Source organism: Pseudomonas mangrovi (assembly GCF_003052585.1).
In the GTDB taxonomy this organism is placed as follows: domain Bacteria; phylum Pseudomonadota; class Gammaproteobacteria; order Pseudomonadales; family Pseudomonadaceae; genus Aquipseudomonas; species Aquipseudomonas mangrovi.
This window is the reverse complement of record NZ_QASN01000002.1, coordinates 224,210-246,606: the sequence shown is the minus strand read 5'-3', so window position 1 is coordinate 246,606 and position 22,397 is coordinate 224,210. Positions and strand designations below refer to the sequence as shown.

Annotated in this window: 24 protein-coding genes; 13 read left to right on the top strand and 11 right to left on the bottom strand. The window is 64.2% G+C overall.

Annotated elements, in window-relative coordinates:
- Positions 1–24: 24 nt before the first annotated feature.
- The 3 genes from DBO85_RS01245 to tldD are packed head-to-tail and all read left to right on the top strand — an operon-like array spanning position 25 to position 6,147.
- Positions 25–3,837: a YhdP family protein gene (locus tag DBO85_RS01245; RefSeq protein ID WP_108104494.1), complete on the top strand. Its 3,813-nt coding sequence runs from the start codon at positions 25–27 to the stop codon at positions 3,835–3,837.
- 11 nt (positions 3,838–3,848) lie between these two features.
- Positions 3,849–4,712: a carbon-nitrogen hydrolase family protein gene (locus DBO85_RS01240; protein ID WP_267895595.1), complete on the top strand. Its 864-nt coding sequence runs from the start codon at positions 3,849–3,851 to the stop codon at positions 4,710–4,712.
- Positions 4,705–6,147, top strand: a complete 1,443-nt coding sequence (tldD, locus tag DBO85_RS01235; RefSeq protein WP_108104490.1) for a metalloprotease TldD — start codon at positions 4,705–4,707, stop codon at positions 6,145–6,147. Before DBO85_RS01240 ends, tldD begins: the two co-directional genes overlap by 8 nt.
- Before the next feature lie 57 nt (positions 6,148–6,204).
- Here the strand turns inward: tldD and yjgA are convergent, their stop codons facing one another.
- The gene (gene yjgA / locus DBO85_RS01230; RefSeq protein ID WP_108104939.1) at positions 6,205–6,723 is read right to left on the bottom strand and encodes a ribosome biogenesis factor YjgA; all 519 of its coding nucleotides are present in this window, start codon (positions 6,721–6,723) and stop codon (positions 6,205–6,207) included.
- 96 nt (positions 6,724–6,819) lie between these two features.
- Here yjgA and pmbA point away from each other — a divergent pair, with 96 nt between their 5' ends.
- Positions 6,820–8,172, top strand: a complete 1,353-nt coding sequence (gene pmbA / locus DBO85_RS01225; protein WP_108104488.1) for a metalloprotease PmbA — start codon at positions 6,820–6,822, stop codon at positions 8,170–8,172.
- Between the two features lie 44 nt (positions 8,173–8,216).
- On the opposite strand, the gene DBO85_RS01220 is transcribed toward pmbA, so the two are convergent.
- From DBO85_RS01220 to DBO85_RS01175, 10 genes are all read right to left on the bottom strand, one after another.
- Positions 8,217–8,489, bottom strand: a complete 273-nt coding sequence (locus DBO85_RS01220; protein ID WP_108104486.1) for an HPr family phosphocarrier protein — start codon at positions 8,487–8,489, stop codon at positions 8,217–8,219.
- Positions 8,490–8,498: 9 nt separating this feature from the next.
- A complete protein-coding gene (gene rapZ / locus DBO85_RS01215; protein ID WP_108104484.1) occupies positions 8,499–9,353 on the bottom strand; it encodes an RNase adapter RapZ in 855 nt (284 codons plus the stop codon).
- A 20-nt stretch (positions 9,354–9,373) separates the two neighbouring features.
- Positions 9,374–9,838, bottom strand: a complete 465-nt coding sequence (gene ptsN, locus DBO85_RS01210; RefSeq protein WP_108104482.1) for a PTS IIA-like nitrogen regulatory protein PtsN — start codon at positions 9,836–9,838, stop codon at positions 9,374–9,376.
- Positions 9,839–9,849: 11 nt separating this feature from the next.
- A complete protein-coding gene (gene hpf, locus DBO85_RS01205; protein WP_108104480.1) occupies positions 9,850–10,158 on the bottom strand; it encodes a ribosome hibernation-promoting factor, HPF/YfiA family in 309 nt (102 codons plus the stop codon).
- A gap of 84 nt (positions 10,159–10,242) precedes the next feature.
- Positions 10,243–11,748 carry an RNA polymerase factor sigma-54 gene (locus DBO85_RS01200; RefSeq protein ID WP_108104478.1) on the bottom strand — a complete coding sequence of 502 codons (1,506 nt, stop codon included), beginning with the start codon at positions 11,746–11,748 and terminating at the stop codon, positions 10,243–10,245.
- Positions 11,749–11,932: 184 nt separating this feature from the next.
- Positions 11,933–12,658 (bottom strand): LPS export ABC transporter ATP-binding protein, encoded by a 726-nt coding sequence (gene lptB / locus DBO85_RS01195; RefSeq protein WP_108104476.1) that lies wholly within the window; start codon positions 12,656–12,658, stop codon positions 11,933–11,935.
- The gene (gene lptA / locus DBO85_RS01190; RefSeq protein WP_108104474.1) at positions 12,658–13,200 is read right to left on the bottom strand and encodes a lipopolysaccharide transport periplasmic protein LptA; all 543 of its coding nucleotides are present in this window, start codon (positions 13,198–13,200) and stop codon (positions 12,658–12,660) included. Before lptA ends, lptB begins: the two co-directional genes overlap by 1 nt.
- Positions 13,187–13,762, bottom strand: coding sequence for an LPS export ABC transporter periplasmic protein LptC (gene lptC, locus DBO85_RS01185; protein WP_108104472.1), 576 nt, complete (start codon positions 13,760–13,762; stop codon positions 13,187–13,189). Before lptC ends, lptA begins: the two co-directional genes overlap by 14 nt.
- Positions 13,763–13,776: 14 nt before the next feature.
- Positions 13,777–14,301 carry a KdsC family phosphatase gene (locus tag DBO85_RS01180; protein WP_108104470.1) on the bottom strand — a complete coding sequence of 175 codons (525 nt, stop codon included), beginning with the start codon at positions 14,299–14,301 and terminating at the stop codon, positions 13,777–13,779.
- Positions 14,301–15,275, bottom strand: coding sequence for a KpsF/GutQ family sugar-phosphate isomerase (locus DBO85_RS01175; RefSeq protein WP_108104468.1), 975 nt, complete (start codon positions 15,273–15,275; stop codon positions 14,301–14,303). Before DBO85_RS01175 ends, DBO85_RS01180 begins: the two co-directional genes overlap by 1 nt.
- Positions 15,276–15,500: 225 nt before the next feature.
- Here DBO85_RS01175 and DBO85_RS01170 point away from each other — a divergent pair, with 225 nt between their 5' ends.
- The 9 genes from DBO85_RS01170 (at position 15,501) to hisD (ending at position 22,333) form a co-directional block, all read left to right on the top strand.
- Positions 15,501–16,310 carry an ATP-binding cassette domain-containing protein gene (locus DBO85_RS01170; RefSeq protein ID WP_108104466.1) on the top strand — a complete coding sequence of 270 codons (810 nt, stop codon included), beginning with the start codon at positions 15,501–15,503 and terminating at the stop codon, positions 16,308–16,310.
- The gene (gene mlaE, locus DBO85_RS01165; RefSeq protein ID WP_108104464.1) at positions 16,310–17,110 is read left to right on the top strand and encodes a lipid asymmetry maintenance ABC transporter permease subunit MlaE; all 801 of its coding nucleotides are present in this window, start codon (positions 16,310–16,312) and stop codon (positions 17,108–17,110) included. Before DBO85_RS01170 ends, mlaE begins: the two co-directional genes overlap by 1 nt.
- Positions 17,110–17,583: an outer membrane lipid asymmetry maintenance protein MlaD gene (gene mlaD, locus DBO85_RS01160; protein ID WP_108104462.1), complete on the top strand. Its 474-nt coding sequence runs from the start codon at positions 17,110–17,112 to the stop codon at positions 17,581–17,583. Before mlaE ends, mlaD begins: the two co-directional genes overlap by 1 nt.
- A gap of 11 nt (positions 17,584–17,594) precedes the next feature.
- On the top strand, positions 17,595–18,227 hold the full coding sequence (locus DBO85_RS01155) for an MlaC/ttg2D family ABC transporter substrate-binding protein (RefSeq protein WP_108104460.1): 633 nt from the start codon (positions 17,595–17,597) through the stop codon (positions 18,225–18,227).
- On the top strand, positions 18,224–18,529 hold the full coding sequence (locus DBO85_RS01150; protein ID WP_108104458.1) for an STAS domain-containing protein: 306 nt from the start codon (positions 18,224–18,226) through the stop codon (positions 18,527–18,529). The genes DBO85_RS01155 and DBO85_RS01150 overlap by 4 nt, the downstream gene beginning before the upstream one ends.
- A gap of 82 nt (positions 18,530–18,611) precedes the next feature.
- A complete protein-coding gene (locus tag DBO85_RS01145; RefSeq protein WP_108104457.1) occupies positions 18,612–18,851 on the top strand; it encodes a BolA family protein in 240 nt (79 codons plus the stop codon).
- 22 nt (positions 18,852–18,873) lie between these two features.
- Positions 18,874–20,139, top strand: a complete 1,266-nt coding sequence (gene murA / locus DBO85_RS01140) for a UDP-N-acetylglucosamine 1-carboxyvinyltransferase (protein ID WP_108104456.1) — start codon at positions 18,874–18,876, stop codon at positions 20,137–20,139.
- A 71-nt stretch (positions 20,140–20,210) separates the two neighbouring features.
- Complete coding sequence (hisG, locus tag DBO85_RS01135; protein ID WP_108104455.1) at positions 20,211–20,843, top strand: ATP phosphoribosyltransferase; 633 nt, start codon at positions 20,211–20,213, stop codon at positions 20,841–20,843.
- 179 nt (positions 20,844–21,022) lie between these two features.
- The gene (gene hisD, locus DBO85_RS01130; RefSeq protein ID WP_108104454.1) at positions 21,023–22,333 is read left to right on the top strand and encodes a histidinol dehydrogenase; all 1,311 of its coding nucleotides are present in this window, start codon (positions 21,023–21,025) and stop codon (positions 22,331–22,333) included.
- Positions 22,334–22,397 lie beyond the last annotated feature (64 nt).

Below are 22,397 nucleotides of genomic sequence, written 5' to 3'. Positions count from 1 at the left end.
CCGCGGCGTGGCGGCGGGGCGCGCATGAAACGGCTGCTCGCAGCGCTGATGCGCCTGAGCTGGCGGCTCGCTGCGCTGTTGCTGATCCTGCTCGCGCTCTATGTGGCGCTGGGTCGCGAGCTGGTGCCGCTGGTAGCTGAGTATCGCCTGGAGCTTGAGGACCGCGCGCGCGCGCAGGGTCTGGCACTGCGTATCGGGCGCCTGGAAGGCAGTTGGAAGGGCCTGGCGCCGGTAGTCGTTGCCCGTGATGTGGCGGTGGGCGAGGGCGCTGACCTGGTTCATCTGGATCAGTTGCGCATCACCCCCAACGTGCTGGCCAGTCTCTGGCACCGCGCGCCGAGAGTCGCCCATCTGGAGCTGGAGGGCCTGCAACTGCAGCTGCGCGAGCAGGCCGACGGTCGCTGGCGCTTGGACGGCTTGCCCGCACGCAATGACCAGGCTGCGCTGGACCCTGCGCAGCTGCTGGAGCGGTTGCGCGTCGTCGAGCGGATCTCGCTCACGGGTAGCAGGCTGGTGATCGAGCCTCTCGATGGCCAGGCGCTGGCGCTTACCTACGTCAATCTCAGTCTTTACAGCCGCGATTCGCGCCAGCATGTCGATGGCCGCCTGGTACTGCCGGACGGCCAGCCGCTGGCTGTGCATCTGTCCGCCGAGGTTGATCGAGCGGCCTGGCGGGAATCCTCCGCTTCCGGGTATCTGAGCCTGCCGCAGAGCGACTGGGCTGCCTGGCTGCCGGAGCGGCTAGTCCCGGATTGGTCGCTCAAGACGCTACGCGTCGGCGGCGAGGTCTGGTTCGACTGGTCCGCGGGTAGCCTGGAGAGTGCAACGGCGCGGCTCAGGGCGCCCTCGCTGCAGGCCGCCAGGAGCGGACAGGCGCCGGTTGCGATAGAGGATTTTTCCGTCGACGCCTTCTATACCCGCCGGGATGAGGGCTTCGAGCTGGTTCTCGATTCGCTGGCGATGAATCTGGGTGAGACGCGCTGGGGCGAAGTGAGTTTCGGTCTGCGCCAGCTTCGCGGCGAGCAGGGCGACGATACCTGGCTGATCCGGGCCGATCGTATTGATCTGGCACCCCTCGCCACCCTGGGCAGGGCAACGCTGCCGCTGCCGGAGAATGTCCTGCCGATCCTCGATGCATTGAATCCGCGCGGCGTGGTGGCGAATCTGCAGGCGCGCGTCCGGCCCTCAGCCGAGCTTGCGCAGCGGCTACATCTGGTGGCCAGTCTGGAGCGCATCGCGGTCGGCGCCTATCTCGGGTCGCCGGCGCTGGAAAACGTCAGCGGGCGAGTCGAGGGCGGTCTGGCGGCTGGCGAGGTGCGCGTGAATAGCGAGGATTTCGCCCTGCATCTGGACAAACTGTTTCCCGAGCCGTGGCGTTATCGGCGGGCCACTGCCACGCTGAACTGGCAGTTCGACGAAGAGGTTTTCAGCCTCTCCAGTCCCTATCTGCAGGTACTCGGCGATGAGGGCCCGATTGCCGGTGACTTCATGATCCGGCTGATCCGCGACCCGACGCAGGAGGATTACATGGACCTGCGCGTCGGCCTCCGCGATGGTGACGCGGCCTTCGCCGGCAAGTACCTGCCCACTCGTGCGCCGGCGATGAGCGCAGCGCTGGCCAAATGGCTGAACACCGCGATTCGGGGCGGGCGCATCGACGAGGGCTGGTTCCAGTACCAGGGCTCTCTGAACAAGGGCGCTAGTGCCGAGTCCCGCAGCATGAGCATGTTCTTCAAGGTGCGCGAGGCGGAGCTGGCGTTTCAGCCGGGCTGGCCGGCCTTGGAAGATGCCAGCGGCGAGGTGTTCATCGAGGACAGCGGCGTACGCGTGCTCGCCCCCGAAGGCCGCCTGCTGAAATCGCAGGTACGCAACGTGCAGGTGGATATTCCGCGGGTACCCGGCAAGCCGCCACGCCTGGCCCTCAGTGGCGAGGTCGGCAGCACGCTGGCGGAGGTACTGCAGTTGCTGCAGCAGACGCCTACGCCGGCGGCGCAGGTCTTTGCCGGCTGGAAGGGCGAGGGTGAGTTGCTGGGCGATCTGCGTCTGGACTTGCCCCTTGGTCGCCAGGGAGCGCCAGCGCGGGTACAGGTCGATTTCGCCACCAGCTCAGCGCGCCTGGAGATTGCCGAGCCACGCCTGGTGCTGGACAAGCTCAGTGGCAAGTTCAACTACGACACCCAGCGTGGGCTGAGCGCTGGGGATATACGCGCGGTGGCCTTCGGTTCGCCCGTGCGTGCCCGCGCAGAGGCGCTGGGGCAAAAGGGCGTGCAGCATACCCGTCTGCACGCGAGCGGCCGCATCGCTTATCCGCGGCTGGCGGCGTGGCTCGGGGTGACTCAGCCACTGCCGCTGGCGGGCAGTCTTCCCTATGAGCTGCAGCTCGATCTCGATGGCGCAGACAGCCAGTTGCGGGTCACCTCGTCACTCGAGGGGCTGGGCATCGAGCTGCCCGAGCCTTTTGCCAAGGCGGCGGACGAGGTGCGACCCAGCTCGTTGCGGATGACCCTGCAGGGTGCCGAGCGGCGCTACTGGATGGAGCATGGCGAGGTCGCCAGTCTGGCGTTCGCCGCGCCAGCGCAGAGCTTTCAGGAAGGTCGGGGCGAGCTGCGCCTGGGCGGCGGCAAGGCCAGCCTGCCGGGCGCCCAGGGATTGCGTCTGCGCGGAGCGGTGGATCGACTGGACTGGGATGCCTGGCGCGCCGTGATCGAGGCGCGCGTCAAGGTCGAAAGCGCAGAGGCGCGCCGGCTGTTCGCCGGTGGCGAGCTGCAGGTCGGCCGCTTCGATGGCTTCGGCAGTCAGGTGGAGAACCTCCAGCTGCAGCTTGCTCGCGCGCCGCAAGGCTGGTCGCTGGGTATCGACAGTGCGATGGTCAAGGGACGGGTTGGACTACCCGACAGCGCCCGCCAGGCCATCGATGTAGACCTGGTTTATCTCCGTCTACCACAGGCCGAGAAGCCTGAGGCGACTGCAGCGAGCGAGCGCGTGGATGTGCTGGCTGACGTCGATCCGCGCAGACTGCCGGCGCTGGATGTGCGCATCGACAAGCTGTGGCTGGGTGAACGGCCGGTCGGCGGCTGGTCGTTCAAGCTGCGCCCGACCAGCGACGGCGCTGAGTTTCAGGATCTGAGTCTGGGGCTGCGCGGCGCATTGCTTACCGGCAGTGGCAGCTGGCAGGTCGGCGAACAGACGCGCACCCGCTACAAGGGCAGCATTGTCGGCGCCAATCTGGCCGACGTGCTGCGCGCCTGGGATTTCGCGCCGACCCTGAGCAGCCGTCGCTTTGACCTGAGTATCGAGGGCGACTGGCCCGGGTCGCCGGCGGCAGCGAGCCTGAAGGGTTTCTCCGGTGCCATGGGTGCCACCATGGAGGAAGGCCAGATTCGCGAGGTTGAGGCGGGAACCTCGGCGTTGAGGGTGCTCGGTCTGCTCAACTTCGACTCGATAGGTCGGCGCCTGCGTCTGGACTTCTCCGACATGTTTGGCAAAGGGCTCACCTACGATCGCTTCAAGGGCGTGCTGATCGCCAGCGATGGCATCTACCGCACCGCCCGACCGATCACCATGCAGGGCCCTTCGAGCAACTTCGAGATGGAAGGCCAGATCGACATGCATGCCGAACATATCGACGCCAAGGTGCTGGTGACGTTGCCGGTATCCAACAACCTGCCGCTGGCGGCGCTGATCGCCGGCGCGCCCGCGGTGGGCGGTGCGCTGTTCATTGCCGACAAGCTGCTCGGCGATGAGGTCGCACGCTTCGCCAGCGTGCGCTACGACGTCAAGGGACCGCTGCTGGATCCCAAGGTCAGCTTCGACAAGCCATTCGAGAAGCCGCGATGAGGCAGAGCGTCGTGTCGGGAAATCTCGCCGTCGTGCAGATGGTCTCCAGTGCACAGGTGGAGCAGAACCTGCAGGTGGCCCGTCGCCTGCTCGAACGGGCGGCAGAAGCGGGGGCGCAGCTGGCGGTGCTGCCGGAGAACTTTGCCGCCATGGGTCATCCGGATCTTGCCGCGCTGGGCCGAGCGGAGGCCACGGGCGTCGGCCCGGTGCTGCCCTGGCTGAAGGCTGCAGCTCGCGAGCTGGGCGTGTGGATAGTGGCGGGTACCCTGCCGCTGCCGCCGGACGGACAGCCGCATGCGCGGGCGCACGCCTGCAGTCTGCTGATCGATGCCCAGGGACAGCGCGTGGCGCGGTACGACAAGCTGCACCTGTTCGACGTCGATGTTGCCGATAGTCGTGGGCGCTACCGCGAGTCTGACGACTACGCCCACGGCGACAACCTGGTGCTCGCGGACACGCCGGTCGGGCGCCTGGGCATGAGCGTCTGCTACGATCTGCGCTTTGCCGAGCTCTATACGGCCCTGCGGGCCGCCGGAGCCGAGCTGATCAGTGCGCCGGCGGCCTTTACCGCGGTAACCGGTGCTGCGCACTGGGAAGTGCTGGTGCGGGCCAGAGCGCTGGAAACCCAGTGCTATCTGCTCGCCGCCGGTCAGGGCGGAATCCATCCCGGCGGCCGTCAGACCCATGGGCAGTCGATGATCGTCGACCCCTGGGGACGGATACTTGCCGAGCAGGCACAGGGCGAGGCGGTACTGCTGGCGCAGCGTGACGCCGAAGAGCAGCAGGCGATCCGTCAGCGCATGCCGCTGGCGTCCCACAGACGAATCTTGCCGACGACCGTGCTCGGTCGTCCGCCCCGGAGTGAACATGAGTGACATGCTTTCCCGCGTCAGCGGACACCTTCTCGGTCCCGGAGGGCTGGCACTGGACAGCCTGCCAGGCGTACTGGACGAGCTACTCGGTCCCGGTGTGGATGCCGCCGACCTGTATTTCCAGGCGCAGATATCCGAGGCCTGGGTACTCGAGGACGGCATCGTCAAGGAAGGCAGCTTCCATCTCGACCAGGGCGTCGGCGTGCGCGCGCTGTCCGGCGAGAAGACCGGCTTTGCCTACAGCAATGCGATCACCGCCGAAGCACTGAGCCACGCAGCGAGGGCGGCGCGTTCGATCGCGCGCTCGGGGCAGCGCGGCAGCGTGCAGACATTTGCAACCACGCCGTTGACGCGCCTGTATGCGGAGGACAATCCGCTCGAGGTGATCAGTCGGGCGGAGAAGGTCGAACTGCTCAAGCGCGTAGATGCCGCCACGCGCGCGCTCGACCCGCGCATCAAGCAGGTCACCGTGAGCCTCGCGGGTGTCTGGGATCAGGTGCTGATCGCTTCTGCGGATGGCGCGCTGGGCGCCGATGTGCGACCGCTGGTGCGCTTCAACGTGAGTGTCATCGTCGAGCAGAATGGCCGCCGCGAGCGCGGTGGGCAGGGTGGCGGCGGACGCAGCGACTACCGCTACTTCCTCGCCGAGGACCGCGCCATGGGGTATGCCCGCGAGGCGCTGCGCCAGGCCCTGGTCAATCTCGAGGCGCGTCCGGCGCCCGCCGGCAGCCTGCCGGTGGTGCTGGGGCCGGGCTGGTCCGGCGTGCTCCTGCACGAAGCGGTCGGTCATGGTCTGGAAGGTGACTTCAACCGCAAGGGCAGCTCCGCCTACAGCGGCCGGGTCGGCGAGAAGGTTGCCTCGAGTCTGTGCACTATCGTCGACGATGGCACCCTCGCCGGGCGTCGTGGCTCGCTGAGCCTGGATGACGAAGGCACCCCGAGCCAGTACACCACGCTGATCGAGAACGGCGTGCTCAAGGGCTACATGCAGGACAAGCTGAACGCCCGGCTGATGGGCGTGGCCCCGACCGGCAACGGTCGCCGTGAGTCCTATGCGCACCTGCCGATGCCGCGCATGACCAATACCTACATGCTGGCTGGCGAGAGTGACCCGGAAGAAATCATCCGTTCGGTGAAGAAGGGCATCTACTGCGCCAACCTGGGCGGTGGTCAGGTTGACATCACCAGCGGCAAGTTCGTCTTTTCCACCAGCGAGGCCTACCTGATCGAGGACGGCCGCATCACCGCGCCGGTCAAGGGCGCCACCCTGATCGGCAATGGTCCCGAGGCCATGGGTCGGGTTTCGATGGTAGGTAACGACCTGGCGCTGGATTCGGGTGTCGGCACCTGTGGCAAGGATGGCCAGTCGGTGCCGGTCGGCGTGGGCCAGCCGACGCTGAAGATAGATTCGATCACTGTGGGTGGGACAGGAGCGTAGCCGCAAGCCGCCAGAGAGCCGCTTTTGCTCGCGGCTTGTGGCTGGAGGCCTTCTGCATCACTTGAGGCCGCGCTGGACCTCGTCCAGCTCGCGGATGTACTTGAAGACCTTGCGAGCGGCGCTTGGCGGTTTGTTGCGCGCGGCTTCGTGCTGGGCCTGGCGGACCAGTCCACGCAGGTGCTGCCGGTCGGCTTCGGGATAGAGTGCGACGAACGCCTCGATGGCCGCGTCGCCCTCTGCCGTGATGCGGTCGCGCCAGCGTTCCAGTGCGTGAAAGCGCTCGTTGTACTGGCGCGTGGAGCTATCGACCTGCTCCAGCAGCGTATGGATTGCGTCCAGGTCCTGATCGCGCAGAAGCTTGCCGATGAACTGGATATGCCTTTTGCGCGCCGCGTGGGCGGTGTGCTTGGGTGCTTCTTCTAGCGCCTTGCGCAGGCCGTCGGTCAGCGGCAGCCGAGCGAGCATGTCGGCCTTGAGGGTAGTCAGGCGTTCGCCGAGCTCCTGCAGTGCGTGCAGCTCGCGTTTGACCTGGGTTTTGCTCTTCTCCTCGGAGAAGTCGTCGTGAGATTCAGCCATGGCGGTGTCCATTCGAAATGGCCGCCATGATAACAGCAGCTCAGGCCTTGCCGCTGCCGTCACAGGTGGCGTTCGGACCTGACCAGGAGAACATCGATGGATTCAGTACAGGCCGTTGGGCCGCAGGCATTGCCGCTGCTCGAGGAGCGCGTCGCACGCATCATCGACGAAGCGCGACAGCAGGGAGCGACCGACTGCGAGGTGTCGGTTTCGCTCGAGCAGGGGCTGTCGACGACGGTGCGTCAGCGCGAGGTGGAGACGGTCGAGTTCAATCGCGATCAGGGTTTTGGCATCACCCTCTATCTGGGTCAGCGCAAGGGTAGTGCGAGCACCTCGGCGGATGGCGACGAGGCCATTCGCGAAACCGTGGCTGCAGCACTGGCCATCGCCAGGCACGCCTCGGAAGATTCCTTCGCCGGGCTTCCGGAGGCGCAGCAACTGGCCGATGCAGACAGTCTTCCGGACCTGGATCTCTGGCATCCGTGGGATATCAGTCCGGAGCAGGCCATCGAGCGGGCGCTGACTTGCGAAGCGGCGGCGTTCGATTTCGATCCGCGTATCCGCAATGCCGATGGCACCTACCTGAGCACCCATCAGGGCTGCCGCATCTATGGCAACAGCCGTGGCTTCATCGGCGGTTACGCCAGCACCCGGCATAGCTTGAGCTGCGTGATGATCGCCGAGGGCGAGGGGCAGATGCAGCGTGACTACTGGTACGACAGCGGTCGCATCGGTGAGCGCCTGGCCGATCCCTTGTCGATCGGTCGCAAGGCCGCCGAGCGAGCGGTGCGGCGCCTCGGTGCCCGACCGGTGCCGACCTGCGAGGTGCCGGTGCTGTTCAGTGCGGAGCTGGCAAGCGGTCTGTTCGGCCACCTGCTTTCGGCGATCGCCGGGGGCAATCTCTACCGCAATGCGTCCTTCCTCGAAGGGGCGCTGGGCGAGCAGCTGTTTCCCCAGTGGCTGAGCCTGGACGAGCGTCCCCATCTGCCGCAGGCATTGGGAAGCGCCTCGTTCGACAGTGATGGCCTGGCTACCTACAGCAAGTTTTTCGTTGCGGATGGCGAGCTGGTCTCCTACGTCCTGGGTACCTACTCCGGGCGCAAGCTGGGCATGCCGAGCACGGCCAATGCCGGCGGTGTGCACAATGTCTTTGTCACTCATGGCGATCAGGATCAGGCCGCGCTGATCCGTCAGATGGGCCGCGGGTTGCTGGTCACCGAGCTGATGGGGCAGGGGCTGAACCTGGTCACCGGCGACTATTCGCGTGGTGCCGGTGGCTACTGGGTGGAGAATGGCGAGATCCAGTTTCCGGTGCAGGAGGTGACCATCGCCGGCAACCTGCGCGACATGTTCCGTCAGGTGCTGGCGGTGGGCAGCGATCTCGAGCGGCGCGGCAACATCTGCACCGGCTCGGTGCTGATCGAGCGGATGACGGTTGCGGGCAGCTGAGCCAGGCTGTCAGGCCAGAGCTGCGGCAGCGCCTGGCTTGCGCCTCACTCGTCTTCGTCGAAGCGGTTGTTGATCAGCTCGATCAGCGCCGCCAGCGCTTCCTCGTGCTGGTCGCCCTCGGTGAGCAGCTGGATCTCGCTGCCCTTGCCGGCGGCGAGCATCATCACCGCCATGATGCTCTTGCCGTCGACCATGCTCTGTGGCTCGCGGCCGACGCGAACCTGGCAAGGGAAGCGGGTGGCTACGCCAACGAACTTGGCCGCGGCACGGGCGTGCAGGCCCAGCTTGTTGATGATGGTGATCTGGCAGGCAGGCATCGCAATTCCTTAAAGGTCGCGGTGGCGAACCTGTACGTTCTTCAGTTGATCCTTGAGCACCTTGCCCAGGCGCTCGGAGAGGTAGACCGAGCGGTGATGGCCGCCGGTGCAGCCGATGGCGATGGTCACGTAGGCGCGGTTGCTCGCGGCAAAGCGCGGCAGCCATTTCTGCAGGTAGGTGCAGATGTCGTGATACATCTCCTGCACGTCGGCCTGCGCATCCAGATATTCGATGACGGGCTGATCCCTGCCCGAATGCTCGCGCAACTCGGGAATCCAGTAGGGATTGGGCAGGCAGCGAACGTCGAAGACCAGATCCGCATCGACCGGCATGCCGCGCTTGAAACCGAATGATTCGACCAGGAAGGCAGTGGTCGGTTCGGGCCGGTTGAGCAGACGGACCTTGAGCATGTCACCCAGCTGATAGAGGTTCAGATGGGTGGTGTCGATCTTCAGGTCGGCCAGGTCGATGATCGGACCGAGCAGCTGCGATTCGTCATGAATCGCTTCGGCCAGGGAGCGGTTCTCGTTGGTCAGCGGATGACGGCGACGGGTTTCCGAGAAGCGCTTGAACAGGGTTTCCGCGTCGGCGTCGAGGTAGAGCACGTCGCACTGGATGTGGCGAGCGCGGACTTCCTCCAGCAGCTCGGGAAAGCGCTTGAGCTGGCTCGGCAGATTGCGTGCGTCAATGGATACTGCAACCAGCGGATGCAGCAGCTCGGTATGCAGCAGCGCGCGTTCGGCCAGCTCCGGCAGCAGTCCTGCGGGAAGGTTGTCGATGCAGTAGAAGCCGTTGTCTTCGAGAACGTCGAGGGCTGTGCTCTTGCCTGAACCGGAGCGGCCGCTGACGATGATCAGGCGCATGGCAGTGACCCTCTGTGCGGCTAGTTACCGTTCTGCGCGTCGACTACCACCTGGTAGAGCGCTTCATTGCTCGGGGCCTGGCGCAGCCGCTCACGTACTTCGCTGCGGTCGAGCATGCTGGCGATCTGGCGCAGCAGCTCCAGATGCGCGTCGGTCGCTGCTTCCGGTACCAGAAGGACGAAGAGCAGATCAACCGGCGCGCCATCGATGGCGTCATAGTCGACGGCCGTCTCCAGGTGCAGTACCGCACTGAGTGGCGCGTCGCAGCCGGGGAGGCGGCAGTGGGGAATGGCGATGCCGTTGCCGAACCCGGTGGAACCGAGTTTCTCGCGGGCGACAAGGCTTTCGAAAAGGGTCTGGGCATCCAGCTCGGGACGGTCGCGGGCGACCAGCTGGGCTACCTGTTCAAGAACGCGTTTCTTGCTGCCGCCCGGCGCGTTCACCAGGGAACGGCCGGGGGTCAGGATGGTTTCGAGTCGGATCATGGGGGAGGGGATCAGCGGGCCGAAGCGCCTTGCAGGCGGTCGAGCTGCTTTTCCTTGTGCTTGATCAGCTGGCGGTCGAGCTTGTCGGTGAGGAGGTCGATGGCTGCGTACATGTCGTCGTGCTCTGCATTGGCAACCACTTCACCGCCAGCAATGTGCAATGTCGCTTCGATCTTCTGCTTGAGCTTCTCGACCTCCATGATGACCTGCACGTTGGTGATCTTGTCGAAGTGTCGCTCCAGTTTGCTGAGCTTCTCGACGATGTAGTCGCGAAGGGCGTCGGTCACATCCAGCTGATGTCCACTGATGTTGACTTGCATACCGCTTTCTCCTTGTTGCCCGGGTAATGTGAGACAGGCTAACGGGCCTGTCTGCGGAACACCTTGGCGTGGGTCAATTAGAGATCACACGAGTCGCTTGCGTTCGCTGGAAGGCGCTATACCAAGGGATTCCCGGTACTTGGCGACGGTGCGACGGGCCACCTGAATGCCCTGTGCTTCCAGTAAACCAGCGATCTTGCTGTCGCTCAACGGCTTTTTCGCATTTTCCGCAGCGACCAGCTTCTTGATGATCGCGCGGATCGCAGTCGACGAGCATTCACCTCCTTCGGAGGTGCTGACGTGACTGGAGAAGAAGTACTTGAGCTCGTAGATGCCGCGCGGGGTGTGCATGAATTTCTGCGTGGTGACGCGCGAGATGGTCGACTCGTGCATGCCGACGGCTTCGGCGATGTCGTGCAGGACCAGTGGTTTCATCGCCTCGTCGCCGTACTCGAGAAAGCCGCGCTGATGCTCGACGATCTGGGTGGCGACCTTCATCAGGGTTTCGTTGCGGCTCTGCAGGCTTTTGATGAACCAGCGCGCCTCCTGCAGCTGATTGCGCATGAAGGTGTTGTCGGCGCTGGAGTCGGCACGCCTGACGAAGCCGGCGTACTGCGGATTGACGCGCAGGCGCGGCATGGCCTCCTGATTCAGTTCGACCAGCCAGCGATCGTTGTGCTTGCGCACGATGACATCGGGGACCACGTACTCGGGTTCGCTCGCCTCGATCTGCGAGCCGGGGCGTGGGTTGAGGCTCTGGATCAGTGCGATCACATCGCGCAGCTCTTCTTCCTTGAGCTTCATGCGGCGCATCAGTTGGCTGTAGTCACGGCTGGCGAGCAGTTCCAGGTAGTCGCCAGCCAGACGCTTGGCCTGCTCGAGCCACTCGGTGTCGGCCGGTAGTTGGCGCAATTGCAGCAGCAGGCACTCGCGCAGGTCGCGGGCCGCGACGCCGGCCGGCTCGAAATGCTGCAGCCGATGCAGGACCGCTTCGACTTCGTCGGCCTCGATATCCAGTTCGGGATCGAAGGAGGCGACGATCTCGTCGATGCTTTCCTCGAGATAGCCCTGATTGTTGATGCAGTCGATCAGGGTCACGGCGATGAGTTTGTCGGTATCCGACATCGGCACCAGATTGAGCTGCCACAGCAGGTGGCTTTGCAGGCTCTCGCCGGTCGACGTGCGGCTGGTGAAGTCCCAGTCGTCGTCATCGTTGCTGGGCAGGCTGCTGGCGCTGGTCTGGTAGACATCTTCCCAGGCGGTGTCGACCGGCAGCTCGTTAGGAATGCTTTCGTTCCACTCGCCCTGTTCCAGGCTTTCCATATTGGTCGCCGGCTCGTCGTAGCTGGTGTCGACGGTCGGGATTTCCTGGGCCGGTGTGCTCGCCAGTTCGACGTTGTCCGCCAGCGGGTCGGCATTGTCGAAGTCTTCGCCTTCCTCCTGGCGCTCGAGCATCGGATTGGAATCGAGCGCTTCCTGGATCTCCTGCTGCAAATCCAGGGTGGAGAGCTGGAGCAGACGGATAGCTTGTTGCAGCTGCGGAGTCATCGTCAGCTGCTGACCCATCTTCAATACGAGCGATGGCTTCATGGCAGGGAGTTCGTACCTTTTGCTGTGCGCTGGAGCGGTAGCGCTGAATGACTACGAGGCGCCAGGGCGCCGCCAATAAGCAAATTATATGCCTGATCCTGGCGGCTTTGCCTAGTACTGAAACGGGTTGGCTGCAGCGGTGCGGATGGGGTCGGCGCGTCCCGTGCGGAACGCGCCTTCAGCGTCAGAGGCGGAACTCGTGACCCAGATAGACTTCCTTGACCAGTTGATTGGCCAGGATGGTTGCGGAATCGCCCTCGGCGATGAGCTGGCCATCGTTGACGATGTAGGCCGTCTCGCAGATATCCAGCGTTTCACGGACGTTGTGGTCGGTGATCAGGACGCCGATGCCCTTGGCCTTGAGGTGATGGATGATCTGCTTGATGTCGCCGACCGAGATCGGGTCGACGCCGGCAAAGGGTTCGTCGAGCAGGATGAACTTGGGCGAGGTGGCCAGTGCCCGGGCGATCTCGACGCGCCGACGTTCGCCGCCGGACAGGCTCATGCCTAGGCTGTCGCGAATGTGGTTGATGTGGAACTCCTGCAGCAGTTCCTCGAGCTTCTTGCGTCGGGCGCTGCGGTCCAGATCCTTGCGCGTCTCGAGGATCGCCATGATGTTCTCGGCGACGCTCAGCTTGCGAAAGATCGATGCTTCCTGCGGCAGATAACCGATGCCGGCGCGGGCGCGACCATGCATCGGCAGATGGGTCACGTCGCTCTGGTCGATCAGTACACGCCCCTGGTCGGCCTTCACCAGTCCCACGATCATGTAGAAGCAGGTGGTCTTGCCGGCGCCGTTGGGACCGAGCAGGCCGACGATCTGACCGCTCTCGATCGACAGACTGACGTCGCGGACGACCTGGCGCCCCTTGTAGCTCTTGGCCAGGTGCTGGGCTTTCAGAATCGCCATTACGGGTCCTGCGGCTGTGCCGGTTTCGGTTTCGGCTGGATGACCATGTCGATGCGCGGACGCGGGCTGGTGAGCGCAGCACCGCTGGCGCGGCCGGCGTTGACGATCTGGCGGCGCGTGTCATAGACGATCTTCTCGCCTTCGAAGGTGTTGCCTTCCTGGATGACCTTGGCCTGATCGATCAGCACGATGCGCTCGTTCGCGGCGAAGTACTGGATGGTCAGGCCGTAGGCCTTGACCAGGTCCTTGTCGGCGGCCGGGCGCTGCTCGTAATAGGCCGGCTTGCCCACCGAGGTGAAGACATCGATATCGCCGTCGGCGGTCTGGGTGATGGTCACCTTGTCGCCGGTGATCTTCATCGAGCCCTGGGTGATGATGACGTTGCCGTGATACACGGCAACGCCCTGGCGATCATCGAGTTCGGCGCTGTCGGCCTGTACACGGATCGGCTGCTCGCGGTCATCGGGCAGTGCCCAGGTGCTTGCGCTTCCAAGCGCGGCACCCAGGCCGAGCAATAGGGGGAGGGTTTTAACGAACCTCATGCTGGCCTCTTACGTTGGACTGCAGGATCATCCTGCCGTCATTCAGATACGCTTTCATTCCCTGTGCCGTGGTCACCCCATTGGCGGCGTCGATTCTAACGGCTTGCCGGGTCTGCGCATATTCCTTGTCCGGAAACAGTGTCATGCGCGAACTGGTGAGGATGGTCGGGCGGCCCTTGGCGTCGGTGCGCTCGATGCGCACGTTGTCGATCAGCTCCACCTCACTGCCCTTGGGTGCCACCTCGCCACGCGCGCTGCGGATGACCCACGGGTGCGGCTGGCCGCGGTGCAGGTGCATCAAGGGGTCGGTGACGAAGGTGATATCGCTGTCCTGGGCATGCTCCAGGCGGCTGGCGGTCATCTCGTAATGCAGGGCGCCGTCCTCCTGGAACTGCAGGGTGCGAGCGCCCTCGACGTAGAAATCGATGGCGTTGTTCGGCTGCTCCGCCACACGCGGGGTCTGCAGAAAACTCTCCGGGCGAATGTTCCAGTAGCCGAGGGCTCCGAACACTCCGACCAGCAGGATGACAAGCAGGGTGAGGCGTAGTTTTCGCACGTTCATCAACTCGCTAGGGCCTACAGGTAGGCCTCTTGGGCGGCGGCCAGGTTGCCCTGGGCGCGCATGATCAGTTCGCAGAATTCGCGCGCGGCGCCTTCTCCGCCGCGGGCCTGGGTGACGCCGTGGGCATGCTTGCGGACGAAACCATCGGCGCTGGCCACTGCCATTCCCAGTCCCACCCTGCGCATCACCGGCAGGTCCGGCAGGTCGTCGCCCAGGTAGGCTACCGCTTCGTAGCCTAGCCCAAGCTCGCCGAGCAGCTCGTCCAGTACTGCCAGTTTGTCTTCGCGACCCTGATACAGGTGCTGGATGCCCAGATTGCGTGCGCGGCGCTCGACTACCGGGGTGGAGCGGCCGCTGATGATCGCGGTGCGTACCCCTGAGGCAATCAACATCTTGATGCCATGGCCGTCCAGCGTATTGAAGGTCTTGAACTCGCTGCCGTCGGTGAGGAAGTACAGGCGGCCGTCAGTCAGTACGCCGTCAACATCGAAGATCGCCAGGCGGATGCCGCGAGCGCGTTGTTGCAGATCGTCGTTCATTACATCACCCCGGCGCGCAACAGGTCATGCATGTTCAGGGCGCCGGTCGGGCGATCCTCGTCGTCGACCACCACCAGTGCGCTGATCTTGTGGTCTTCCATGATCTTCAGTGCTTCGGCGGCAAGCATGTCGGCGCGGGCGGTCTTGCCGTGACGGGTCATCACGCTGTCGATCTCGACATTGCGTACATCGATGCCGCGATCCAGCGCGCGGCGCAGGTCGCCGTCAGTGAATACGCCGGCCAGGGTTCCCTGGTCATCGACCACCGCGGTCATGCCAAGGCCCTTGCGGGTCATCTCCAGCAGCGCATCGCGCAGCAGGGTGCCAAGCACGACGCGTGGCAGTTCTTCGCCGGCGTGCATGACGTTCTCCACCTTCAGCAGCAGGCGGCGGCCAAGCGCGCCACCAGGATGTGAGAAGGCGAAGTCCTCGGCGGTGAAGCCGCGGGCCTCGAGCAGGGCGATGGCCAGGGCGTCGCCCAGCACCAGCGAGGCGGTGGTAGATGAGGTTGGCGCAAGGTTCAGCGGGCAGGCCTCCTGGGCGACGCGGGCATCGAGATTGATCTCGGCAGCCTTCGCCAGCGGCGAGTCGGGGTTGCCGGTCATGCTGATCAGGGTGATGCCGAGGCGCTTGATCAGCGGCAGCAGGGTGAGAATTTCCGCTGTGCTGCCGGAGTTGGACAGGGCCAGGACGACGTCATCGCGCGTGATCATGCCCATATCGCCGTGACTGGCTTCCGCCGGGTGCACGAAGAACGCCGTGGTGCCGGTGCTGGCGAGGGTCGCGGCGATCTTGTTGCCGATATGTCCGGACTTGCCCATGCCGACCACTACTACCCGCCCCTTGCTGGTCAGGATAAGCTCGCAGGCCTTGACGAAACCGGCATTCAGGCGTGGCAGCAGTTGCTGCACGGCTTCGATCTCGAGGCGGATGGTGCGCTGGGCGGAGCTGATGAGTTCGTCGGCTTGGCTCATGGGTCGGCAGGTGTCGAGAATGAAAAGTCGGCGATTATAGCGGTAAATCGCCCTCGGGCTCACCCATAGATCGCCGCTTTGCTGTCGCTCTCGGTAACCTTTCTGTCTTGGGCCGCCTGGGGCTCGGTGCTATAGTTCGCGGCCTCCCGGGCTGTTCAGTGCTTCTGGGTCCACATGGTCGCCGCGCGGCCAGGCAGGGAAGCGATCGTGCAATATGGAGTTCCGATGAGCGCGGACGATACCTACGCTGTCGAGCTGAAGGAGGTGACCTTCACGCGCGGCAGTCGAACCATCTTCGATTCGGTCGATATTCGCATCCCGCGTGGCAAGGTCACCGGGGTCATGGGCCCATCCGGCTGCGGCAAGACCACTCTGCTGCGCCTGATAGCCGCGCAGCTCAAACCTGACAGTGGTCAGGTGTGGGTCAATGGGCGCAATCTTCCCGAGCTTTCCCGTGCCGATCTGTTCGACATGCGCAAGCAGTTCGGCGTGCTGTTCCAAAGCGGTGCGCTCTTCACCGACCTGGATGTGTTCGAGAACGTAGCCTTCCCGCTGCGTGTTCATACCAAGCTGCCCGACGAGATGATCCGCGACATCGTGCTGATGAAGCTCGAGGCGGTTGGTCTGCGTGGTGCGCTCGAGCTCGCGCCCGACGAGCTTTCCGGTGGCATGAAGCGCCGCGTTGCGCTGGCACGAGCGATCGCGCTGGATCCGCAGATTCTTCTCTATGACGAGCCCTTCGTTGGCCAGGACCCGATCGCCATGGGCGTGCTGGTGCGTTTGATTCGTCTGCTCAGCGACACCCTGGGGATTACCAGTATCCTGGTCTCGCACGACCTGGCGGAAACCGCCAGCATCGCCGACTACCTGTACGTGGTGGGGGATTCTCAGGTGCTCGGCCAGGGCACGCCGGCGGAATTGATGAATTCGGAGAATCCGCGGATCCGTCAGTTCATGCAGGGTATTCCCGATGGTCCGGTGCCGTTCCACTACCCGGCGCCTGATTACCGCACCGACCTGCTTGGGGGCGACTGATGCGCAAGGTCCTGCCATTGCTGGAGCGTATTCGCCTACTCGGTCGTTCGGGCCTGGATGTGCTGGAGGCGTTGGGGCGTTCGACGCTGTTTCTGCTGCGCGTGCTGCTTGGTCGTGGCCAGTTCGGCAGCGGCTTCCAGTTGCTGGTACGTCAGCTTTACTCGGTCGGCGTGCTGTCGCTGCCGATCATCGTGGTTTCCGGTGTGTTCATTGGCATGGTGTTGTCGCTGCAGGGCTACAACATCCTTTCCAGCTATGGTTCCGAGCAGGCGGTCGGGCAGATGGTCGCCCTGACCCTGCTGCGTGAACTGGGCCCGGTGGTTACCGCATTGCTGTTCGCCGGTCGCGCCGGTTCTGCGCTGGCGGCCGAGATCGGCAACATGAAGTCTACCGAGCAGCTTTCCAGCCTGGAGATGATTGGCGTCGATCCACTCAAGTACATCATCGCGCCCAGGCTCTGGGCCGGGTTCATTTCCATGCCGCTGCTGGCGATGATCTTCAGCGTGGTCGGGATATGGGGCGGTGCGATGGTCGCCGTTGACTGGCTCGGTGTGTATGACGGGTCGTTCTGGGCCAACATGCAGAACAGCGTTTCTTTCAGCGAAGATGTGCTCAATGGCTTGATCAAGAGCGTCGTCTTCGCTTTCGTCGTGACCTGGATCGCGGTGTTCCAGGGCTACGACTGCGAGCCGACCTCCGAAGGCATCAGTCGTGCGACGACCCGTACCGTGGTCTACGCATCGCTGGCCGTGCTGGGACTGGACTTCATACTGACTGCCCTGATGTTTGGAGATTTTTGATGCAAAACAACCGCGCCCTGGAAATCGGTGTCGGCCTGTTCCTGCTGGCGGGAGTGCTGGCGCTACTGCTGCTGGCCCTGCGCGTCAGTGGTCTGGCGGTCGGTGCCGGCCAGGATACATACAAGGTTTATGCTTATTTCGACAATATTGCCGGCCTCACCGTGCGCGCCAAGGTCACCATGGCCGGCGTGACCATCGGCAAGGTTACCGCCATCGATCTGGATCGCGATCGTTACGCCGGGCGGGTGACCATGGAGCTGATGGAGGAGGTGAACAACCTCCCGGTCGACTCGACTGCCTCCATCCTCACTGCGGGACTGCTCGGCGAGAAGTACATCGGCCTGAGCGTAGGCGGCGAGGCAGAGGTGCTGGAGAACGAGTCGGTGATCCACGACACCCAGTCCTCACTGGTGCTGGAAGATCTGATCGGCAAGTTTCTGCTGAACTCGGTTAACAAGGGCGAGAGTGACTGATGAGAGATTCGATGATCAAGAAGCTGGTTCGCGGCGCGCTGGTGCTGCTGTTGGCGGTTCCGCTGCTGGCTACGGCCGCGCCCTCGGCGCAGGAGGTCGTGCAGCAGACGACCGATCGTCTGTTGGCCGACCTCAAGGACAACAAGGAGGTCTATCGGGAGAATCCGGCGGCCTTCTATGACGCGCTCAACGAGATACTCGGGCCGGTGGTCGATTCCGAAGGCATTTCCCGCAGCATCATGACGGTGCGCTATTCCGGCCGTGCTACGCCGGCGCAGATGCAGCGCTTCGAGGAAAATTTCAAACGCAGCCTGATGCAGTTCTATGGCAACGCTCTGCTCGAGTACAACAACCAGGAAATTCGTGTACTGCCGGCAAGTGGCGCTCAGGATCCGGAGCGCGCCAGCATCAACATGGAAGTGCGTGACGAAAAAGGCACCGTCTATCCGGTTTCCTACACCATGGTCAGTCAGGATGGCCGCTGGATGATGCGTAACGTGGTGATCAACGGCATCAATGTCGGCAAGCTTTTCCGTGATCAGTTCGCCCAGTCGATGCGTGACAACCGCAACGATCTCGACAAGGTCATCGATACCTGGGTGGACGTCATCGCCCGGACCAAGAGCGAGACCGGAAAGAGCTGATGGCCGCATCCATACGCGAAGGTCGACCCGGTGAGCTGCTGCTCGAGGGCGTGCTTGATCATGCCTGCGGCTCCGCTTTGCGGGCTCGAGGGCACGAGCTGATCGCTGGCAGCCAGGCGTCGACGCTGCTGGTCGACTGCTCCGCGGTACAGCGCTCCACCAGCGTCGGGCTCTCTCTGCTGCTGTGCTTCCTGCGTGACGCCAAGGCTGCCGGCAAGTCGTTGCGGGTGCGTGCGCTGTCGGACGAGCTGCGCCAGCTGGCCGGTGTCAGCGGGCTGAGCGAGATACTCGAGCTCGACTGACAGCGGACGCAGGGTTCGCAGCCTGGCGGGCTTTTTTGTATGATGGCGACCTTTTGCGCGATGGCGTCGATCGAGGTTGAGCATGCAGGCCGTTGAAGTTAAGCGTTTCCTTGAGTCCCAACTGCCGGGGGTTCAGGTCGAGGTCGAAGGTGAGGGTTGCAATTTCCAGCTCAACATCATCGCTGACGAGCTGGCGGCCCTGAGCCCGGTCAAGCGACAGCAGCAGATCTATGCACATCTGAATCCGTGGATCGCCGATGGCAGCATCCATGCGGTGACCATGAAATTCTTCAGCCGGGCCGACTGGGCCGCGCGCTCCTGAGCCTGCGGGCGACGAGACCACTATGGACAAACTGATCATTACCGGCGGCGTTCGTCTCGACGGCGAAATCCGCATTTCCGGTGCCAAGAACTCCGCGCTGCCGATCCTGGCCGCCACGCTGCTGGCGGATGGGCCGGTGACGGTGTGCAACCTGCCACACCTGCACGACATCACCACCATGATCGAGCTGTTCGGTCGCATGGGCATCGAGCCGGTGATCGACGAGAAGCTTTCCGTCGAAGTCGATCCGCGCACCATCAAGACCCTGATCGCGCCCTACGAGCTGGTCAAGACCATGCGCGCCTCGATCCTGGTGCTCGGGCCGATGGTCGCGCATTTCGGCTATGCCGAGGTGGCCCTGCCGGGCGGTTGCGCCATCGGCTCGCGTCCGGTCGATCTGCACATCCGTGGCCTGGAAGCTCTGGGTGCGACCATCGAGGTCGAAGGTGGCTACATCAAGGCCAAGGCGCCGGAAGGTGGCTTGCGCGGCGGCACCTTCTTCTTCGATATCGTCAGCGTGACTGGTACCGAGAACATCATGATGGCAGCGGCTCTGGCCAAGGGCCGTACCGTGCTGGAGAACGCTGCGCGCGAGCCGGAGGTGGTCGACCTGGCCAACTGCCTGATCGCCATGGGCGCGAAGATCCAGGGTGCCGGCACCGACACCATCGTCATCGAGGGTGTCGAGCGTCTGGGTGGCACGCGCTACAACGTCATGCCCGACCGCATCGAGACCGGTACCTACCTGGTCGCTGCGGCTATCACCGGTGGCCGGGTCAAGGTCAAGGACGTCGACCCGACAACTCTCGAGGCGGTGCTTTCCAAACTCCAGGAATCCGGCGCCGAGGTCACTACCGGGCGTGACTGGATCGAGCTGAACATGCACGGCAAGCGGCCGCGCGCGGTCAATCTGCGCACTGCGCCCTATCCTGCGTTCCCGACCGACATGCAGGCGCAGTTCATCGCCATGAACACCGTCGCCGAAGGCACCGGCACCGTCATCGAGACGGTGTTCGAGAATCGCTTCATGCACGTCTACGAAATGACCCGCATGGGTGCGCAGATCCAGGTCGAGGGCAACACTGCCATCGTCACCGGTGTGCAGCGCCTGAAGGGGGCTCCGGTGATGGCTACCGACCTGCGTGCCTCGGCCAGTCTGGTGCTGGCGGCGTTGGTCGCTGACGGCGATACGCTGATCGACCGCATCTACCACATCGATCGTGGTTACGAGTGCATCGAAGAGAAGCTCCAGTTGCTCGGCGCCAAGATTCGCCGCGTACCGGGGTAGGTTGGGCTGAGCCTGGCGAAGCCCAACAGCCAGCCCGATTGGGCTGGCCACTGTTTTAAGGAAACCGCTCCATGCTGACCATCGCCTTGTCCAAGGGCCGCATTCTCGATGACACCCTGCCGTTGCTGGCGGAGGCGGGCATAGTGCCGACCGAGAATCCGGAGAAGAGCCGCAAGCTGATCATTCCGACCACCCGCGACGATGTGCGGCTGTTGATCGTGCGCGCCACCGATGTGCCGACCTATGTCGAACAGGGCGCGGCGGATCTGGGCGTGGCCGGCAAGGACGTGCTCATGGAGTACGGTAGCGACGGCCTGTACGAACCGCTGGATCTGAAAATCGCCCGCTGCAAGCTGATGACCGCCGGCGCTGTTGGCGCTGCGGAACCGAAGGGGCGCCTGCGGGTGGCGACCAAGTTCGTCAACGTGGCCAAGGCCTACTATGCCGAGCAGGGCCGTCAGGTCGAAGTGATCAAGCTGTACGGCTCCATGGAGCTGGCGCCACTGGTCGGCCTGGCCGACAAGATCATCGACGTGGTTGATACCGGCAATACGCTCAAGGCAAACGGCCTGGAAGCTCAGGATCTGATCGCCACCATCAGCTCACGTCTGATCGTCAACAAGGCGTCGATGAAGATGAAGCACGCGCCGATCCAGGCGCTGATCGAATCGCTGCGCCAGGCCGTCGAGTCGCGCCAGCACTGACGCGCACGTCATTCGGCTGGCCAGCCCATGGTGAGCCTTGCCTATCCGCGTCATAGCCAGTTTCGTTGGGTGCCCGCGCGGGTCGGCTGTTAATCTTGGCACTCTTCGCAACGGCTGAGCCCGGCCGCTGCAGAAACTGCCCAGGGCTCCTGACCCACCCCATCGCATGAGAACCAGCCATGACTGCAACCACCGCTATCCGCCGACTGAACGCCGCCGATCCGGACTTTGCCCGTCATCTGGACCATCTGCTGAGCTGGGAAAGCGTGTCCGATGATTCGGTCAACCAGCGCGTGCTGGAGATCATCCAGGCCGTGCGCGAGCGCGGCGACGCGGCGCTGGTCGAGCTGACCCAGCGCTTCGACGGGCTGGCAGTCGCCTCCATGGCCGAACTGATCCTGCCGCGTGAACGTCTGGAACTTGCGCTGACGCGGATCAGCGCGGAGCAGCGTGAGGCGCTGGAAAAGGCCGCTGAGCGCGTGCGCAGCTACCACGAGAAGCAGAAGCAGGACTCCTGGCAGTACACCGAGGCCGACGGCAGCGTGCTGGGTCAGAAAGTGACCCCGCTGGACCGCGCCGGCCTCTACGTGCCGGGCGGCAAGGCTTCCTATCCCTCGTCGGTGCTGATGAACGCGATCCCGGCCAAGGTCGCCGGAGTCCGCGAAGTGGTGATGGTGGTGCCGACCCCGCGCGGCGAGATCAACGAGCTGGTGCTGGCGGCCGCCTGCATCGCCGGGGTCGACCACGTCTTCACCATCGGCGGAGCCCAGGCCGTGGCCGCGCTGGCCTACGGCACCGAGAGTGTGCCACCGGTGGACAAGATCGTCGGGCCGGGCAACATCTACGTCGCGACCGCCAAGCGCCACGTGTTCGGCAAGGTCGGCATCGACATGATCGCGGGCCCCTCGGAGATCCTGGTGGTCTGCGATGGCCAGACCGACCCGGACTGGATCGCCATGGACCTGTTCTCCCAGGCCGAGCACGACGAGGATGCCCAGTCGATCCTGGTCAGCCCCGACGCCGCCTTCCTCGACCGGGTGCAGGAAAGCATCGACCGCCTGCTGCCGACCCTGGAGCGCGAGGCCATCGCTCGCACGTCGCTGGAAGGTCGCGGAGCACTGATCCAGGTCGCCGACATGGCTCAGGCCATCGAGGTCGCCAACCGTATCGCGCCGGAGCACCTGGAACTGTCGGTGGCCGAGCCTGAGCAGTACCTGGAGCAGATCCGCCATGCCGGTGCGATCTTCATGGGGCGTTACACAGCCGAAGCGCTGGGCGACTACTGCGCCGGTCCCAACCACGTGTTGCCGACCTCGGGCACCGCGCGTTTCTCATCGCCGCTGGGGGTCTACGACTTCCAGAAGCGCTCGTCGATCATCCATTGCTCGGCGGCCGGCGCTTCGGAGCTGGGCAAGATCGCTTCGGTGCTGGCGCGCGGCGAGTCGCTGACCGCGCATGCGCGCAGCGCCGAGTACCGCATCAAATTCTGATCGCTGTTCTGGAGGGTGGACAACGCTTTGCTTGTCCACCGCTTTGTCGGCTGGGAAACCGCTT